The organism is Bifidobacterium miconis (genome assembly GCF_019331735.1).
GTDB lineage: Bacteria > Actinomycetota > Actinomycetes > Actinomycetales > Bifidobacteriaceae > Bifidobacterium > Bifidobacterium miconis.
This window is the reverse complement of sequence record NZ_JAHBBH010000015.1, coordinates 57,215-72,185: the sequence shown is the minus strand read 5'-3', so window position 1 is coordinate 72,185 and position 14,971 is coordinate 57,215. Positions and strand designations below refer to the sequence as shown.

At 64.1% G+C, this 14,971-nt stretch carries 27 protein-coding genes and 1 pseudogene; 27 read left to right on the top strand and 1 reads right to left on the bottom strand.

Features of this window, described 5'->3' with window-relative positions; genetic code table 11:
• From KIH79_RS06840 to KIH79_RS06710, 27 genes and pseudogenes are all read left to right on the top strand, one after another.
• A pseudogene (locus KIH79_RS06840) lies at window positions 1–397 on the top strand (hypothetical protein); the annotation flags it as partial.
• On the top strand, window positions 397–972 hold the full coding sequence (locus tag KIH79_RS06835) for a hypothetical protein (RefSeq protein WP_219058734.1): 576 nt from the start codon (window positions 397–399) through the stop codon (window positions 970–972). The pseudogene KIH79_RS06840 and the gene KIH79_RS06835, both read left to right, overlap by 1 nt.
• Before the next feature lie 195 nt (window positions 973–1,167).
• Complete coding sequence (locus KIH79_RS06830; protein WP_219058733.1) at window positions 1,168–1,329, top strand: hypothetical protein; 162 nt, start codon at window positions 1,168–1,170, stop codon at window positions 1,327–1,329.
• Window positions 1,326–1,715 carry a DUF7694 domain-containing protein gene (locus tag KIH79_RS06825; protein WP_219058732.1) on the top strand — a complete coding sequence of 130 codons (390 nt, stop codon included), beginning with the start codon at window positions 1,326–1,328 and terminating at the stop codon, window positions 1,713–1,715. Before KIH79_RS06830 ends, KIH79_RS06825 begins: the two co-directional genes overlap by 4 nt.
• Entirely contained in the window at window positions 1,712–1,933 is a 222-nt protein-coding gene (locus tag KIH79_RS06820; RefSeq protein WP_219058731.1) for a hypothetical protein, read from the top strand. The genes KIH79_RS06825 and KIH79_RS06820 overlap by 4 nt, the downstream gene beginning before the upstream one ends.
• Window positions 1,930–2,211: a hypothetical protein gene (locus KIH79_RS06815; protein WP_219058730.1), complete on the top strand. Its 282-nt coding sequence runs from the start codon at window positions 1,930–1,932 to the stop codon at window positions 2,209–2,211. Before KIH79_RS06820 ends, KIH79_RS06815 begins: the two co-directional genes overlap by 4 nt.
• Window positions 2,208–2,438 carry a WhiB family transcriptional regulator gene (locus KIH79_RS06810; protein ID WP_219058729.1) on the top strand — a complete coding sequence of 77 codons (231 nt, stop codon included), beginning with the start codon at window positions 2,208–2,210 and terminating at the stop codon, window positions 2,436–2,438. Before KIH79_RS06815 ends, KIH79_RS06810 begins: the two co-directional genes overlap by 4 nt.
• Before the next feature lie 65 nt (window positions 2,439–2,503).
• The gene (locus KIH79_RS06805) at window positions 2,504–3,265 is read left to right on the top strand and encodes a MerR family transcriptional regulator (RefSeq protein WP_219058728.1); all 762 of its coding nucleotides are present in this window, start codon (window positions 2,504–2,506) and stop codon (window positions 3,263–3,265) included.
• Window positions 3,266–3,313: 48 nt separating this feature from the next.
• Window positions 3,314–3,733 carry a hypothetical protein gene (locus tag KIH79_RS06800; RefSeq protein ID WP_236023674.1) on the top strand — a complete coding sequence of 140 codons (420 nt, stop codon included), beginning with the start codon at window positions 3,314–3,316 and terminating at the stop codon, window positions 3,731–3,733.
• A gap of 14 nt (window positions 3,734–3,747) precedes the next feature.
• Window positions 3,748–4,095, top strand: coding sequence for a hypothetical protein (locus tag KIH79_RS06795; RefSeq protein WP_219058727.1), 348 nt, complete (start codon window positions 3,748–3,750; stop codon window positions 4,093–4,095).
• Between the two features lie 168 nt (window positions 4,096–4,263).
• Window positions 4,264–5,325 carry a ParB N-terminal domain-containing protein gene (locus KIH79_RS06790; RefSeq protein ID WP_219058726.1) on the top strand — a complete coding sequence of 354 codons (1,062 nt, stop codon included), beginning with the start codon at window positions 4,264–4,266 and terminating at the stop codon, window positions 5,323–5,325.
• A complete protein-coding gene (locus KIH79_RS06785; RefSeq protein WP_236023673.1) occupies window positions 5,312–5,557 on the top strand; it encodes a DNA methyltransferase in 246 nt (81 codons plus the stop codon). Before KIH79_RS06790 ends, KIH79_RS06785 begins: the two co-directional genes overlap by 14 nt.
• On the top strand, window positions 5,554–6,174 hold the full coding sequence (locus KIH79_RS06780; protein WP_219058724.1) for a terminase small subunit: 621 nt from the start codon (window positions 5,554–5,556) through the stop codon (window positions 6,172–6,174). The genes KIH79_RS06785 and KIH79_RS06780 overlap by 4 nt, the downstream gene beginning before the upstream one ends.
• Window positions 6,175–6,190: 16 nt before the next feature.
• Window positions 6,191–7,768, top strand: a complete 1,578-nt coding sequence (locus KIH79_RS06775) for a terminase (RefSeq protein WP_236023671.1) — start codon at window positions 6,191–6,193, stop codon at window positions 7,766–7,768.
• 12 nt (window positions 7,769–7,780) lie between these two features.
• Window positions 7,781–8,002, top strand: coding sequence for a hypothetical protein (locus KIH79_RS06770; protein ID WP_219058722.1), 222 nt, complete (start codon window positions 7,781–7,783; stop codon window positions 8,000–8,002).
• The gene (locus KIH79_RS06765; RefSeq protein WP_219058721.1) at window positions 7,999–9,288 is read left to right on the top strand and encodes a phage portal protein; all 1,290 of its coding nucleotides are present in this window, start codon (window positions 7,999–8,001) and stop codon (window positions 9,286–9,288) included. The genes KIH79_RS06770 and KIH79_RS06765 overlap by 4 nt, the downstream gene beginning before the upstream one ends.
• Window positions 9,285–9,929, top strand: coding sequence for an HK97 family phage prohead protease (locus KIH79_RS06760; protein WP_219058720.1), 645 nt, complete (start codon window positions 9,285–9,287; stop codon window positions 9,927–9,929). The genes KIH79_RS06765 and KIH79_RS06760 overlap by 4 nt, the downstream gene beginning before the upstream one ends.
• A 21-nt stretch (window positions 9,930–9,950) precedes the next feature.
• On the top strand, window positions 9,951–11,198 hold the full coding sequence (locus tag KIH79_RS06755; RefSeq protein WP_219058719.1) for a phage major capsid protein: 1,248 nt from the start codon (window positions 9,951–9,953) through the stop codon (window positions 11,196–11,198).
• Between the two features lie 15 nt (window positions 11,199–11,213).
• Window positions 11,214–11,420: a hypothetical protein gene (locus KIH79_RS06750; RefSeq protein WP_219058718.1), complete on the top strand. Its 207-nt coding sequence runs from the start codon at window positions 11,214–11,216 to the stop codon at window positions 11,418–11,420.
• Between the two features lies 1 nt (window position 11,421).
• On the top strand, window positions 11,422–11,877 hold the full coding sequence (locus KIH79_RS06745) for a hypothetical protein (RefSeq protein ID WP_219058717.1): 456 nt from the start codon (window positions 11,422–11,424) through the stop codon (window positions 11,875–11,877).
• A gap of 20 nt (window positions 11,878–11,897) precedes the next feature.
• Window positions 11,898–12,416 carry an enolase-like domain-containing protein gene (locus KIH79_RS06740; protein WP_033496576.1) on the top strand — a complete coding sequence of 173 codons (519 nt, stop codon included), beginning with the start codon at window positions 11,898–11,900 and terminating at the stop codon, window positions 12,414–12,416.
• Window positions 12,413–12,823: a hypothetical protein gene (locus KIH79_RS06735; protein WP_219058716.1), complete on the top strand. Its 411-nt coding sequence runs from the start codon at window positions 12,413–12,415 to the stop codon at window positions 12,821–12,823. The genes KIH79_RS06740 and KIH79_RS06735 overlap by 4 nt, the downstream gene beginning before the upstream one ends.
• The gene (locus tag KIH79_RS06730) at window positions 12,823–13,110 is read left to right on the top strand and encodes a hypothetical protein (RefSeq protein WP_051924082.1); all 288 of its coding nucleotides are present in this window, start codon (window positions 12,823–12,825) and stop codon (window positions 13,108–13,110) included. Before KIH79_RS06735 ends, KIH79_RS06730 begins: the two co-directional genes overlap by 1 nt.
• Entirely contained in the window at window positions 13,107–13,523 is a 417-nt protein-coding gene (locus KIH79_RS06725; RefSeq protein WP_219058715.1) for a hypothetical protein, read from the top strand. Before KIH79_RS06730 ends, KIH79_RS06725 begins: the two co-directional genes overlap by 4 nt.
• 27 nt (window positions 13,524–13,550) lie before the next feature.
• Window positions 13,551–13,886 carry a hypothetical protein gene (locus KIH79_RS06720; RefSeq protein WP_219058714.1) on the top strand — a complete coding sequence of 112 codons (336 nt, stop codon included), beginning with the start codon at window positions 13,551–13,553 and terminating at the stop codon, window positions 13,884–13,886.
• Window positions 13,883–14,146, top strand: a complete 264-nt coding sequence (locus tag KIH79_RS06715; RefSeq protein WP_219058713.1) for a hypothetical protein — start codon at window positions 13,883–13,885, stop codon at window positions 14,144–14,146. The genes KIH79_RS06720 and KIH79_RS06715 overlap by 4 nt, the downstream gene beginning before the upstream one ends.
• Window positions 14,147–14,223: 77 nt before the next feature.
• Window positions 14,224–14,592 carry a hypothetical protein gene (locus tag KIH79_RS06710; protein ID WP_219058712.1) on the top strand — a complete coding sequence of 123 codons (369 nt, stop codon included), beginning with the start codon at window positions 14,224–14,226 and terminating at the stop codon, window positions 14,590–14,592.
• 50 nt (window positions 14,593–14,642) lie between these two features.
• Here KIH79_RS06710 and KIH79_RS06705 read toward each other — a convergent pair whose 3' ends face one another.
• Complete coding sequence (locus tag KIH79_RS06705; RefSeq protein WP_219058711.1) at window positions 14,643–14,945, bottom strand: hypothetical protein; 303 nt, start codon at window positions 14,943–14,945, stop codon at window positions 14,643–14,645.
• Window positions 14,946–14,971: the final 26 nt, after the last annotated feature.

The window sequence follows — 14,971 nt, the reverse complement described above, 5'->3', positions numbered from 1 at the left end:
CCTCCAGATCGCCGCCCAAACCGGCCAAGACGCCGCCTACGAGCTCGTCAAATACCAAGACGCCTGCCTCGCCAACGGCCGCATCCCCAAGGATCCCGCCGCCGGCTTCCGCAACTGGCTCCGCCGCGCCACCAACCACCCAACCACCACCACGACACCACCCCCAACCCCAGCCACGCCCATGACCCGAGACCAGCAACTCAACGCCAGCACCGACAGGATCCTCGCCAACAGCAACATCCTCAACAGCCTCCTGCCCACCCCCGAAGCCCGCGCCCAATGGCGGCCAAGCCTCAAACAAGCGCTCGCCGACGGGCTCGCCCCGGCCGAAGCGGTCGCCATGGTCACCAGCGCGATCCGCCTCAACCGCGAAGACCTGCCGGGAGAGGACTTCTGATGGGCGGGATCGTGCAGGCCACCATCGACTGGCACACCGCCAGCCCCACGCAGCTCGACGGCCGCCGCTGCATCATCACCACCACCAACGGCACCATCATCGACGGCCACCTCAAAGCCCACCCGCCAACCAACAGCGCCTACGCCACCACCCGCTTCACCCTCGACGACACCGAACAACACCTGCGAGGCTTCCACGTCCTGTCCATCGACGCCCGCCACCACACCAGGATCCTCCAACCACACATCCGAACCCTCACCATCACCGAAGGAGTCAAACCAATGAGCATCATCGAACAGGAAATCACCCGCCAACACGACAACGACCCCACCTACCTCGACACCAACCTGCAAAACGCATGGGCCCAAGGCTACAAAGCCTGCTCCCGCCGCACCCCCACCGACCAGGAAATCGAAGCCGCCGCCCGCCGCCTCCACGAACTCGACTGCTCCAACCACGGCCTCGTCCTCGACCTCGACGCCGCTTGGAACACCATGCTCCCCGGCAACAAAGCCATCTACCGCCTCACCGCCAAAACCATCATCACCACCGCACAACAAACCGCACTCCAATGACCATCCAAATCATCACCCACATCTACCGCTTCACCTGCGACCAATGCGCCACCACCCACCAATGCTTCGCCCCCAACCTCAACGAAGCATGGCACAAAGCCCGAAAACACGGCTGGCGCCACCAATACGGCCACACCTACTGCAGCAAACAATGCGCCCAAACCCTCACCCTCCTCTAATCGAAAGAAAACCCACATGAACGAACAACAAAAAACCATGCTCGACATCCTCCTCGGCGCCGCCCTACGCAACGGATGCCAAATCCAAATCACCCTCACCCCCAAGAACTACTACGACGACGGCGAAACCCTCGACGAAACCCCGCAATACCTCAACGACCCGAAAGCCAACCAATGACCAACCCCACCACCATCATCAAATCCCGCCACATGAAAGAACTCCCCGTCCCCGACGGTTACACCGCGCTCGCCGCCATCAACGGCATCAACGCACCCATCCGCCAATGGCAATCCCGCGACTACCTCGCCGCCCTCTACCACGACCGCAACGGCCACACCCGCCTCAGCGTCAACCGCATCCAACGCGACAAGCGCACCAACGAATGGAAAGACGGCATCACCTGGGACGAACTCCAACGCATCAAACAAGAAACCCTCGGCAACGTCTGGGCCGTCGAAATCTACCCACCCGAACCCGACCTCGTCAACATCCACAACATCCGCCACCTGTGGATCCTCCCCCAACCACCCACCTACGCCTGGCACAACAAGGAACAAGCATGAGCACCAAAACCGAACTTTCCATCCAATCACACACAAGCAACGACCAAGACGCAGGCCTTCGACTCAACCTCACCCCCGACGACCCAATCAACGGCCGAAAACTCATGTGCTGGCCAAACACCACCAACCCATTCCCAATCGACTGGGACGACGCCGAACTCCTCTGGCGCTGGCTCGGCCTCACCCTCAACAAACCCATCCCGGAGAACGAACAATGAACCAAACCACATTAGCCAAACGCATCATCACATTAGTTTGCACCGCTCTTTGCATTACCGCGCTCGCCGGCTGCGGCACCACCGACAACACCGAGACCCCCAACACAACCACCACAACCGTCACCAAATCAGAATGCACCAACTACAGCAACGACTTCCGCACCTGCACCATCACCATGCCCGACACCCGCCGCGTCACCTGCATCTACTTCCACGAAGGCTACGCCGGCGGCCTCTCCTGCGACTGGAACCACGCAGACGGAGCCGACCAGCAATGACCACCGGCGACGACTGGTGGGCCAAAGCCGCATGCCAAGGCGAAGACACCGAAATCTTCTTCCCCCAAACCCCCGCCCAAGAACGCGCCGCCAAAGCCATCTGCAACACCTGCCCCGTCAAAAAACAATGCGGCCACTACGCCGCCACCCACACCATCTACGGCTACCCAATCACCGGCATCTGGGGAGGAAAACACCGAGGCACCCCCACCAAAACCACGACATAATACAAACGGGCCTGATGCCAACCAACAAAACACGACGCAACCGCACACGACAACCAAGGAGCATCATGACCCACACCCACCCCTGCCCAACCTGCAACCAACCCATCACCAACCCCCACACCATCTGCAAACAATGCACCTGGCAATACCAAACCGACTGCACCCAACTCGCCGCCCTCACACCAGACCTCACCCTCATCACCACCAAACAAGCCAACCCCAACCCACACCACAACAGCGCTCGCCAGAATCAAGGCTCGGCGCCGCTGCCGTTGCGCACGGACGCGTTCGACCTGCAGTCCAGGATCCGCGAGTACGCGGTCAACGCGAGCCTGCTGCTGGGACTCAAGCCGGGGGATTCGGATGACGTGGCGGGGATGCTTCGCACGATCGCCGCGCTGCAGCACGTCGACAGGTCGCCGGTGGCACCGCAGCTGGCGGCCACGGCCCGCGAGCTGGCCGGCGAGGTGTGGGCGATGTTCGAGCCGAGGGAGCCGCGCACGTTCGCCGGACACTGCCCGTCATGCAATGCGGTGATCTACGCGCCGCTCGCATCGAAGGCAGCCTACTGCAGCCAATGCGGCCAGCTCGTGGATCTTACGTGGCTGCGCGAAGAAACGCTGCGCCGGCTCCGATCCAGTCGGACGACCAAGACCGCCGGCGAATTGAGCGAATGGCTCACCAGCTGGGGACTCAAGGTATCGAAGCGCACCATCCAACGCTGGGCTCAGGAAGGCAAGATCGTCGTCGGCCCCGAGGACGCCAACGGCCGGCGCACCTACCAGATCGGCAGCATCATCAAACGCTTCGACGCCGGCGACCTCTAAACGCGACACGCCGATGACCCTAGAAGAAAACGGTTTGGCGCGGTACACATGATACAGATGGCCTGCGGTGTAGATGGGTGGGGCCATCTAGCAGGCAAACCTCGCAATCCTTGCGGATCGCGAGGTTTTCTTGTACCTGACGGAGGTGTTCACATCAGCGGCAAACGCACCCATTCACGGGCATTCGGCAAACTCAAGAAGGCGTTCTTCGAGGAAGGCCAACGACTCGACGCGGCCGGCGACCCCGCGGCGGACTGCTGGATCTGCCACAAGCGCATCGACTACACCGTCCCGCCCGGCACCACAGACCTCAGCCACGAACTCGACCACTACTATCCGGTCAGCGAATACCCCGAATTGCAAGAGGATCCCGCGGGCTTCAGACACAGCCACCGCAAATGCAACCGCGAGCGCGGTGATGGTCAGCCGAAGCTGGACATGGGTGACGTGATTCCCGCGTGGTGGTGACCTTGAAGGAGGACATGATGGACAACGATTCGAGCGTGTGCGCCAGGCTGGCGATGATGCTTGACGAGAATCCGTCGTGTCGCGTGCTGATCTTGGGCCGGTACATGCCGCCGGTTCGTGCCGCGTACAATACGGTGCGTCATCGGGCCGGCAAGGCGAGGCTTAGGCAGACGCTGGCCGGCTCGAATCACCTGCGTTCGTCGAATGATGCGGGCGGTCGGCTGGAAGCGTTTGCGCCGATTGGTTTGGCGCGTGGATTGAAGGTCGATGCGGTCCTCTACGTGGGCGCCGGCGACGAGCACACGAGCCTGGTGCTCGAGGGGTTCGCCGCCGGCGGCGCGATCGTGTATCACATTCTCTGATTTCGGCGTCGGGTAGGGGCGTTCGGATTTGCCGACGGCCTCGGCCGGACCACCCACCGCGCCCGAGTTTTTCTCTCCCCCCGGCCTTTTGCCACCCCATCGCGCTTGCGGGCTCGGGGCTGGTTTTTCCTCGTTTTTTCGCTGGTTTTCCATGGGAAGGAGGCGTAAATGACCGAGCTTCAGACCGAATCGTTCCCGATTGACGCGCTGACCCCGTATCATCGCAATCCGCGGCGCGGCAATGTGACGAAGATCGCGGAAAGCCTGAAGGCGAGGGGCCAGTACAAGCCGATCGTCGTCAACAAGGGCTCCAAGACCGGCATTCCGAACGAGATTCTGGCCGGCAACCATACCTGGCAGGCGGCCAAGAGCCTCGGCTGGACCACCATCCAGGCCGTCACCGTTGACCTCGACGCCGACCAGGCCGCGCAGATCGTCGTGGCGGACAATCGGCTCGCCGATCTCGGCGGATACGATGCGGCGGCGCTCGCCGAGGTGCTGTCGGGCATCGAAGCGCCGACCGTGGGCACCGGGTACGAGGCGGACGACATCGCCGAGATCATCGCGGCGGCGAAACCGTCCCCCGCGGAGTTGAAGGATCCCGACGACGTGCCGGCCACGCCGCGCAAGCCGTTCACCCAGGCCGGTCAGATCTGGAAGCTGGGCGACAGTCTCCTCGTGGTCGGCTCCAGCACCGACGAACAGCTCGTCACCAAAGCCGTGGGCATGATCGGCCAACCATCCTGCATCTGGACCGATCCGCCGTACGGCGTCGCCTACAAGGGCGCCACCAAGGATCACCTCACCATTCAGAACGACGCCGATCCGGGGCAGGCGGTCGACATCACCCGCCAGGCATTCCAGATCGCCACCAGGATCTGCAAGCCCGGCTGCCCGTTCTACATGGCACACTCCGACAGCCTGCGCGTCCAATTCCAACAGGCCATAGAATCCGTCGGCCTGCGCTGGCGGCAAACCCTGATCTGGGTCAAGGACACGTTCACCCTCGGCCACTCCGACTACCAGCAGCAGACCGAACCCATCGCCGCCGGCACCCTGCCCGACAAGCCGCTCGACGAATACGAGCCGATCGGCTACGGATTCACTGCGGGGGGGCGGACGGCTTGGCCGAGGCGGCAAACACTGGCGAGGCGACAACAAGCAGTCGACCGTGCTCCAGTTCCCCAAACCAAAAGCCAACAGGGAGCATCCCACGATGAAACCCGTTGAACTCATCCAAAGCATGCTCAAGAACAGCTGCAGGCCAGGCGGCATCGTCTACGACCCATTCGCCGGCAGCGGCTCCACCCTCATCGCCGCCCACGGGCTGCGCATGAAAGCCCTCGTCGTCGAACTCGACCCGAAATACGCCGACGTGATCTGCCGACGATTCCAGGAATACACAGGCATCCTCCCCGAACTCGACGGCCAACCCCACGACTTCACCAAGGACAACCCATGACCGCCGAATCCGACGACAAGGCCCTCGGCCTCTTCCTCGCCGCAGTACCCATCGAAAAAATCAAAACCCAAATGGGCTACCGGTCCACCACCAGCGCGAACGCCGCGATCACCCGAGCGCTCAAAGCCGCGCAATCCGGCAAAAACCCCGACACCGCACGCGCCATCGAAATCGAACGGCTCGACAGCCTCTACCGGCAGACCTACCCCCTCGCCCTCCAACAGGATCCCAAAGCCATCGACCAATGCCTCAAGATCGGCGAACAACGACTCCGCCTCCTCGACGCGCCCGCCAAAGCGCAGAAGGGACTGCTCAAAGCCTACGAGGACACCGTCAAGGCGCTCGCCGGCAACATCGAGCCGGAGGACAAGGCGGTGGTGCAGACCGGGCGCATGATCGCCAGTCAGATCGATTACGCCGTTACCCACGGCATCGGGCAGGAGGTCACCAAGGCGCTTTACCTGGTGCCGCATCTGATGAACGTGCTGCAGGCGTTGGGGGCCACGCCGGAGGCTCGCCGGCAGTTGCAGGACTATGCGGGGGAGGTCAGGGAAGGCAGGAAGGCCGAGCCGGTGGACGAGCTCACCGCGTTTCGTCTGAAACGTTTCGGCACATAACGGGAGGTGCATGGTCATGGCAAAACACCATGGTCGCACCGAACCGAGAATCTGGACGCGGCCGTTGCGCGAGCTCACTCCGGACACGTCGCTCGGTTTTGAGGTCATCGACTTCGCCGAACAGATTCTCCGCGTCCATCTCTACCCGTGGCAGCGATGGCTGCTCATCCACGCGCTCGAACTCCTCGACGACGGCGTCACCTACCGGTTCCGCCGCATCATCGTGCTGGTCGCCCGGCAGAACGGCAAGACCATGCTCGCCAGCGTGCTCGCCGCCTGGTGGCTGTTCGTCGACTCGGTGCGTCATCCCGACCGCGTGCCCCCGTTGAAGTTCAAGATCGTCGGCACCGCCCAGAACCTCGACATCGCCCGCGAACCATGGACGGCCGTCAAGACATGGTGCGAGAACGATCCGAAAACCGAGGAAGAGCAGGAAGTGGCGATCCCGACCCTGCAGCGGGCCACGGCCAAGGTCAGCGACACCAACGGCAAGGAATACATCAAGGCGCGCAGTCTCGCGCACTACGAGATCCGCGCCGCCAAGAACGCGCGAGGCAAGCCGGCCGCGCGCGTCATCCTCGACGAGCTGCGCGAGCAGACCACATGGGACGCGTGGAAGGCATTGTCCCCGACGACGCTGTCCTTCTGGAACGGACAACTGTGGGGCATCAGCAACGCCGGCGACGCCAGAAGCGTGGTCCTCGCCGACCAGCGGGCCGCCGCCATCGAATTCATCCGGGACTGGCGGCGCAAGGTCGAATCCGGGCTCATGACCGCCGAACGGTACAAGGACGGGCACGACTGCTCCATCGGCCTGTTCGAGTGGAGCGCGCCGGACGACTGCGCGAAGGACGACGTCGACGCGATCCTGCAGGCCAACCCGTCCATCGGCTACGGCGCGCAAACCGTCGAGAACGTGCTCGCCGAAATGGTCGGCAGCCCCGACGCCGACTATCGGACCGAACATCTGTGCCAATGGGTCACGGCCCAGATCGACAGCTACATCGACGTCAACGATTGGAACGAGTGCATGGCAAAACCATTCGAAGTGCGCATCCCCCACGGGGCGCGCACCGTATGGGGGCTCGACGTGAGCGTCGACCGATCGTACACGTGGATCGCCGCCGCCGTGTTCGACGAGGACAATCGGCCCGTGGTCAGCCTGCGCGAACACCGCAAGGGCCTCATGTGGGTGCCCGACTACATGAAACAGCTCGCCGAGGAATCCGGCATGTGGGAGGTCGCCATCCAATCCAAGGGATGTCCGGCCATGGAATTCATCGAACCGCTCGCCAAACTCGGCTTCACCGTCCACGAGGTCGACGGCAGCCACATCGGCCTCGCCACCGGCCGCCTGCGCGACCGGGTACGCGAACGACGGCTCGTCCACGCGCCGCAGCCCCTCGTCGACACGGCCATCGAAGGCGGCGTCACCAAGGTCATCGCCGAAAACGAGGCGTGGGACCGCCGCCGGTCGCTCGTCGACATCAGCGGCGTCGCCGCCATCACCGTCGCCCTGTGGGCGCTCGAAACCTGCGAGCCGCCCAAACCGGAGAAAAGCGCCTACGAGGTCTACGACTTCGCCGGCTTCTGAAAGGAGACGCCAATGTACTTCACCAAGCACCCGCTGCGCCGGCTCGTCGGACGACGTATCATCGCGGCCACCCAGGCCATCACCCTGCGCGGCACGCTCGCCGCCTACTCCACCGGATGGCTCGAAATCAAGGACGCCGAAGCCGTCGACCACATCGCCGGCGCGACCAAGGCCGACGGGATCATCCTCCTGCCGGAGGACCGGATCGACTACATTCAGGCGGTGAACCAGTGAGCCTCTACTTCGAAAGCAACGGTCGGCTCAACGACTGGGCCGCCTCCAACAACATCGAAATAGTCGACGCCGGCCAACCGCTGCTCAGCTACGACGCGGAAACCGACGGGCACGGCGTCAAAAGCCACCCGTTGCGCGAAGTCACCGACTTCATCGCCCGCATGATCAGCAGCCTGCCCCTCAAGGTCTACCGGCGCATGCCGGACGGCGGCCGGGAACGCGTCCGCGACAACGTGCTCGCCGCACTCGTCGCCAACCCCAGCGGCAACCCCGCCATACCGCCGTCCCAATTCTGGTACGCGCTCATCCAGGACGGGCTCCTCGCCGACCGGTACCTCGCGATCCTTGCGAAAACCCCGACCAACAGCCTCCGCCTGCGACGCATCCCCGTCCGCCGATGGCGACCGCTCGTCGACGATCTCGACGAGCCGACCGGCGCGAAGGTGTGGATCGACGACACCCGGCCCGACAAGTTCGACATCCGCACGGACGGCCTGATCATGAGCGTCGGCTACGCGTTCGCGTCCGGCAAGGGCGAACCCAAACGCCGCCGGCTCCGGCAGATCCTCGACGAATACGACGCCAGCCTCGAATACCGGGCCGAGATCAACAAACACGGGATCCGCGCGCCATTGGTCATCACCCGCGACAAGGAATGGTCCAGCCCCCAGGCGCGCGACCGGTTCCTGTCCGGCATGAAGAACTTCACCCGCGGCGGCGGCAGCGGCGGCGGAGGCTTCCTCCTGGAGGACGGCATGAAGGCCGAAGCGTTCGCCGGCTTCAAACCCATCGACGTGGACGACCTCAACGCGCGCGACAAGGTCAAGATCGACGTGGCCAACGCGTACGGGATCCCGCCCGAAATCATCGGCATCAGGGAAGGCAACTTCTCCAACCTCGCCGCGTTCAAGCAAATGCTGTACGGCACCTACCTCGACCCGTACATCGTCCAGCTCGAACAATCCATCAACCTGTGCCTGCGCGACCGCCTGCAGTCCTACGACAAGGGCCTCTACCTCGAGTTCGACCGCGACGCCCAGCTGCGCGGCGACCCGGCCGCCCAGATCCAGTCGCTCGTCTCCGCCACGGGCCGGCCGATCTACACCACCAACGAGGCGCGCGAACTCATGAACAAACCCAAGATCGACGGCGGCGACGGCATCGTCACCCCGCTCAACGTGCTCGTCGGCGGGCAAACCAGCCCCAACGACGGCCAAACCGAAAGCCGCGGCAACGCCACCCTCGACGACGCCAACGACACCAACCAGGAAGGAGACACCGAATGATTCTGACCAAAACCATTCGCACGCCGGTCAAAGCCAAAACCGCCACCGGCGAAACGGGAGAGGAAACCATCGGATTCGAAGGCTACGCCAGCGTGTTCGACAACATCGACCTCGGCGGCGACAAGATCGTCAAGGGCGCGTTCGCCGACACGCTCAAAGAACGCTACCCGGACCACGGCAAAGGCGTGCCCGTCTACTGGAACCACGAAACCAGCGACCCGTTCAAGAACCTCGGCATGACCGACACCGCCGAAGAGGACAGCCACGGGCTCAAGGTCACCGGCACGATCGACACCAGCACCGACGTCGGCCAGCAGGTCGCCAAACTCCTCAAGGAAGGACGCGTCGGGCAAATGAGCTTCGCCTACGACGTCAAGGAAGGCGCATGGGTCGACGGCAAACGCAACGACGACGGCAGCTACACGCCCGGCTACTACGAGCTGCGCAACCTCGACCTGTACGAGGTGAGCATCTGCCCCATCGGCATGAACCAGTCCACCGAAGTCAGCGCCAAAACCGCCGTGCTCGGCCTCAAACCCGACGAACAGCCCGCCAAGCGGGCCGCCGAACCGCACGACGCCACCACCACCCCGCATCTGGACACGGCAGACCGCCGCCTCCGACTGCTCACCATCCAATAACCCCAACCGAAAGGAACAACAGTGAACATCCAGGACGAAATCAACAAGCACGTCAAGATGGCGCAGGACATCCTCGCCAAAGCCCGCGCCGAAGGCCGCGACCTGACCGCCGACGAACAGACCGCCTTCGACCAGCACGCCTCCGAAGCCGAAAACCTCAAGACCGTGCTCGCCAAGGCCACCGAGAACACGCGTCGCATCGACGCGCTGTTCAAGACCGGCGACATCACCGCGGGCGAGGCCGACAACGACGCCGAGGACGCGCCGGGCCGTGATCTCGGCCAGCGCTTCACCGCCGGCAAGGCGTACGAGCAGTGGCACAAGAACGCCGACACGTTCGGCGTGGGCGGCGACATCCGCATCGCCAAGACCCCGGTCGGCAGCCTCGCCGAATACTACCAGTCCAAGGCCGGCAACGCGATCGGCACGCAGATCGGCCAGCCGCAGAACGTGCGCATGCCCGCCGTCGACCTGGTCAACCGTCCCGCCGTCACCCTGCTCGACTACATCAGCCGCGGCACCACCAGCGGCGACTTCGAATACCTGCAGATCACCAGCGTGACCCGCAACACCGGCATCGTGCCCGAGAACACCGGCGACGACGCGACCGACACCATCAAACCGCAGTCCACGTTCGCGACCAACCTCGAAACCGCGAAGGTCTACCAGTACGCGGACGGCTACACCGTCACCAATCAGCTGCTGCAGGACGACCAGGCCATGGCCAGCTTCCTGCAGAGCGAATTCGACTACAGCTTCGGCCTCAAGCTCGCCGACACGCTGCTCAACGGCAGCGGCACCAACGGCCAGCCCAAGGGCCTGCTCAACACCACCGGCGTGCAGGCCGGCGAATGGGCCAAGGCGGACGACGAGGCGCGCAACATCGTCATCGCGATCCGCAAGAGCCTGACCAAGCTGCGCAACGTCGGCGCGTCCGCCAACGCGATCCTCATCAACCCCGAGGACGCCGAGAAGATCGACCTCATGCAGGACGTCAACAAGCGGTTCATGGGCAACGGCCCGTTCTCCGTCGGCCCGACCACCGTGTGGAGCCGTCCGCTCGTCGAATGCGACCAGATCGAACCCGGCAAGATCATCGTCGGCGATTTCAAGCAGCTCGCCCTGCTCGACCGCAGCGGCCTGAGCGTCGAGGCGTTCAACCAGCACAAGGACTACGCCGCCCGCAACCTCACCTACGTGCGCGCCGAACTGCGCGCCGCCCAGGTCGTCTGGCGTCCCGCGTTCTTCGTCGTCCTGGAAGGCAAGTGAGCCATGGGCGTCGACATGAGAATCATCAACGGCGTGCGCTACCGCCCCGAGGACGCGCCCGCCCAGCCCGAACCGGCCGACAGGGAGCCCACGGCGCCGGCCGAACCGGCCGAGCCGGCCGAGCCGTTCGCGCCGGTCGCCGGCGTGCTCACGGCCGACGAGGCCAAGGCCAACCGGGCCGCCAGGACGGCGAAGGCGAAGAAAACCGGAAAGGAGGCGTGACATGAGCGCAGCACAGTTCGAAGTCGTCAACCAGGCCAAGGATCCCGACGCGGCCACCGGCCAGATCGCCCTCTACGACGCCGACGGCAATCCCATCACCCTCAGCGGCGGCGCCGGAGGCGGACAGTCCATCACCAGCGTGAAGGCCACCAAGCTCGCCGCCGACGCGACGCCCACGGCCACGCTCGCCGACGGAGTGCTCACCATCGGCATCCCCCAGGGAGCCAAGGGCGACGCCGGAGCCACCGGCCCGGCCGGCCCGGCGGGCGCCGCAGGTGCCAGGGGCGCGACCGGCGCGACCGGACCCGCCGGCCCGGCGGGAGCGGCGGGCGCTGCGGGCGTGGGCGTCAAAAGCATCGCCCTGACCGCCGACGCGTCCGGCAAGATCACCGGCGGCACCCTGACCAAGACCGACAACACCACCGCGGCCATCACCGTCACCACCGCCACCGCCTGACCGTCGAAAGGAGGCAGCGCATGCCATACGAGGACATGGTCGCCAACCCGACGATCGACGCGCAATGGTGGAAGACCGCGGCCCAATCCGTCATCCGACGCTACTGCGGCTGGCACGTCTGCCCTCCGACGGACGAACTGCTCACCGTCGACTCGTACGGCGGACGCACGCTCACCCTGCCGACCAAGCACATCAACTCGGTCGACTCGATCAGCGTGGACGGACAGGACATCCTCGACCAGTGCGATTGGAGCGCGGCCGGCGTCATCCGACTGCGCAACGGTTACTGGCCCGACCGTCCCCGAGCGGTCGCCGTGCAGCTCAACCACGGCTACCCGCCCGAGGACGTGCCGGAAATCCTCGAACTCCTCCGCAACCTCGCCAAACGAGCCCGCACCCAACCGGGAGTGGCCAGCCAATCCGTCAACGGCGCGTCCGTCAGCTACCTGACCGCGGGCGGCGCGCCGCTCGGCCTGCAGCTCCTCTCCATCGAAAAGGACATGCTCGAACCGTACCGACTCAACTGGGGGCCACAGTGAACGACGACGAAACCACCACGTTCTTCGACGACTCGCTCGAAGACGACGGCTTCACCATGGCCCACCTGACCGCCATGACCCGACTGCGGGCCAAACCCATCCTGGAAAACGGCGTCGCCTACGACGAGGACTGGTCGGATCCCGACCAGCTCGCCTTCGAGGGCTACATCGCCAGCACGGCCAGCAGCGAAACCGTCGACGGCGACAATCCCAGGGACATGGGCACGACCACCATCAAACAGCTGATCGTGCCCAACCCCAATATCGACATCCGAGAACACGACCGCATCCAGGTCGGAGACGCGATCTACAGGGTGACCGGCATCCCGGCGGACGACACCAACCCGTTCACCGCGTGGCGGCCCACGCTCGTCGCCGACCTCGAAACCGTGCAAGGAGGCAGCTAATGGCCAAAGTGGGCGGCATCGACATCCACTTCAACCAGGGATTCTTCAACACGATCCTCAAGGAACCGGGCGTCGACCAGCTGTGCCGGGAAAAAGCCATGCAGGCGCTCGACATCGCCGCGACGATCGCACCGGTCGACACCGGCGAATACCGCAACAGCCTGGCGGTCGAACACGTCGAATTCCAATACCGCAACGCCTGGCAGGTCACCAACGACTGCGACCACGCCATGGAAGTCGAATCCAAACACCACACGCTCGCCAACGCGATGAGGATGGTCACATGATCCTCATGCCAGCCGACCTCAAACGCTGGACCGTCGCCCATCTCACCGCCCGGCTCGCCGAACGCGACGTCGACGCGACCGTCACCACGAAAACACCCAAAACGATCCGCTACCCGCTCGCCCGGCCGCTTATCACCATCGACGAGCTCACGCCCACCAAATACGACCTCGTCCAATACGACCAGTCCATCGCCGTCAACATTCGGGCCGGCACCCGCCAAAACGACCAGGCATGCGACGACCTCGCCAGGCTCATCACCGGGATCCTCACCGATCCGGCCATCAGCCAAGCCGAACACAGTCCCATCACCAGCGTCGAGACCAGCAACGGCCCCTATCCGATCGACGACCCCGCTGACGTGGCACACTCCTACCTCACCGTCGAATACCACTGCGCGGGTGAACCCGCATAACCCAACCAACCAAGAAAGGAAACCAGCATGACAGCAGACGCCGAAGGCAACGACCTGTCCAAAGTCCTCATCCCCATCACCGGCTTCGTAGCCGTCCAGCTCACCGGCACCCCCACCTACGTCGACCCCGACAAAGGCGCCGCCGACCCGCTCGTACTGCCCGAAGGATACGTCAAAGTCGGCCTGATCAAAACCGACGGCGCCCCACAGGACGGCGGCGACAAAGGCGACGACATCGACTTCTGGCAGGACGGATACAAGCTCGGAGGCGACCGCACCCGCACCCTGCAGATCACCGCCGCCGAATTCAACGAACTCATCATCCAGCTCACCACCGGCAAACCCCCGACAAAAACGGCATGATCATCGTCGACGGGGACAACGACGCCACCTTCCCCCTCTTCCAGGCCGTCAAATACAAGAACGGCTACACGCGCCGCCGCAACGGCCTCGCCCGCATCCAAACCGTCGAACCCGACCAGGAAACCCGCGGCGAAAACCCCGGCAACGCCATCACCTTCGACTGGATCCGCAACGAAGAATGGGGCGGCTTCTACCGCCAGTGGCTCATCCCGCCCAAGACCACCACAACCACCCCGACCACCCCCGACACCGGCAAGTAAACCCATCCAACCAAGGCCCGCAGCGCACCCAACGCCGCGGGCCTTCCCATACCCACCCAACCCACGAAAGGAACCACATGACCACCACCGACCTCGCCACCATCAACTTCGACAACTGGACCGACCAGCAGGAACAGGACGCCATCAACCAGCTCGCCAAGCAAAGCCGCCCCCGCCACATCATCGGCGGCAACCAGTTCATCGCCGAATTCCCCGACAAGAAACGAGTCACCCTCCCACTCACCCTCAGCCTCGCCGACATCAACGCCATGACCCAAGACAACGAAGACGACGCCGTCCAACAGGTCATCACCCTCCTCGAACGCCTCGGCGACAAGGAAACCGTCGACACCATCACCACCGAACCCGTCGCCAGCATGGCCGCCATCGCCAGCGACTACTTCGCCACCATCCAAAAAATCACCGGCGCAACCATGGGAAAATAACCGACCTCGCCCGATTCATCCGCGACCACCGACAAACCATCACCGCAACCCTACGCGAAAAATACGGAATCGGCATCAACCAAATCGGCACCCAAATCACCTGGCAAGAAACCGACGACCTCATCACCCAAGCCGCCAAAGACACCAACACCCCACTCTGCGCCGAACTCGCCGGCTGGGCCTACCCATCCACCCTCGTCGAACTCCTCCAACTCGCCGCAACCCTGCCCGACAGCAAAACCGCCGACCGCATCATGCCCTGGAACATGAACACCCGCATCAACCGGGCACAAGCCACCCAACAGGAAATCGACCAGGCGCTCGCGGAACTCGACGAGGAAATCATCATCCAATCCATAGATCCATGACGTCAAAGGAG

Bases quoted from the DNA above. Each gene is read 5' to 3' on its own strand.
- KIH79_RS06835 (WP_219058734.1), top strand. From the start codon at position 397: ATGGGCGGGATCGTGCAGGCCACCATCGACTGGCACACCGCCAGCCCC.
- KIH79_RS06830 (WP_219058733.1), top strand. From the start codon at position 1,168: ATGAACGAACAACAAAAAACCATGCTCGACATCCTCCTCGGCGCCGCC.
- KIH79_RS06825 (WP_219058732.1), top strand. From the start codon at position 1,326: ATGACCAACCCCACCACCATCATCAAATCCCGCCACATGAAAGAACTC.
- KIH79_RS06820 (WP_219058731.1), top strand. From the start codon at position 1,712: ATGAGCACCAAAACCGAACTTTCCATCCAATCACACACAAGCAACGAC.
- KIH79_RS06815 (WP_219058730.1), top strand. From the start codon at position 1,930: ATGAACCAAACCACATTAGCCAAACGCATCATCACATTAGTTTGCACC.
- KIH79_RS06810 (WP_219058729.1), top strand. From the start codon at position 2,208: ATGACCACCGGCGACGACTGGTGGGCCAAAGCCGCATGCCAAGGCGAA.
- KIH79_RS06805 (WP_219058728.1), top strand. From the start codon at position 2,504: ATGACCCACACCCACCCCTGCCCAACCTGCAACCAACCCATCACCAAC.
- KIH79_RS06800 (WP_236023674.1), top strand. From the start codon at position 3,314: ATGATACAGATGGCCTGCGGTGTAGATGGGTGGGGCCATCTAGCAGGC.
- KIH79_RS06795 (WP_219058727.1), top strand. From the start codon at position 3,748: ATGATGGACAACGATTCGAGCGTGTGCGCCAGGCTGGCGATGATGCTT.
- KIH79_RS06790 (WP_219058726.1), top strand. From the start codon at position 4,264: ATGACCGAGCTTCAGACCGAATCGTTCCCGATTGACGCGCTGACCCCG.
- KIH79_RS06785 (WP_236023673.1), top strand. From the start codon at position 5,312: ATGAAACCCGTTGAACTCATCCAAAGCATGCTCAAGAACAGCTGCAGG.
- KIH79_RS06780 (WP_219058724.1), top strand. From the start codon at position 5,554: ATGACCGCCGAATCCGACGACAAGGCCCTCGGCCTCTTCCTCGCCGCA.
- KIH79_RS06775 (WP_236023671.1), top strand. From the start codon at position 6,191: ATGGCAAAACACCATGGTCGCACCGAACCGAGAATCTGGACGCGGCCG.
- KIH79_RS06770 (WP_219058722.1), top strand. From the start codon at position 7,781: ATGTACTTCACCAAGCACCCGCTGCGCCGGCTCGTCGGACGACGTATC.
- KIH79_RS06760 (WP_219058720.1), top strand. From the start codon at position 9,285: ATGATTCTGACCAAAACCATTCGCACGCCGGTCAAAGCCAAAACCGCC.
- KIH79_RS06750 (WP_219058718.1), top strand. From the start codon at position 11,214: ATGAGAATCATCAACGGCGTGCGCTACCGCCCCGAGGACGCGCCCGCC.
- KIH79_RS06745 (WP_219058717.1), top strand. From the start codon at position 11,422: ATGAGCGCAGCACAGTTCGAAGTCGTCAACCAGGCCAAGGATCCCGAC.
- KIH79_RS06740 (WP_033496576.1), top strand. From the start codon at position 11,898: ATGCCATACGAGGACATGGTCGCCAACCCGACGATCGACGCGCAATGG.
- KIH79_RS06730 (WP_051924082.1), top strand. From the start codon at position 12,823: ATGGCCAAAGTGGGCGGCATCGACATCCACTTCAACCAGGGATTCTTC.
- KIH79_RS06725 (WP_219058715.1), top strand. From the start codon at position 13,107: ATGATCCTCATGCCAGCCGACCTCAAACGCTGGACCGTCGCCCATCTC.
- KIH79_RS06720 (WP_219058714.1), top strand. From the start codon at position 13,551: ATGACAGCAGACGCCGAAGGCAACGACCTGTCCAAAGTCCTCATCCCC.
- KIH79_RS06715 (WP_219058713.1), top strand. From the start codon at position 13,883: ATGATCATCGTCGACGGGGACAACGACGCCACCTTCCCCCTCTTCCAG.
- KIH79_RS06710 (WP_219058712.1), top strand. From the start codon at position 14,224: ATGACCACCACCGACCTCGCCACCATCAACTTCGACAACTGGACCGAC.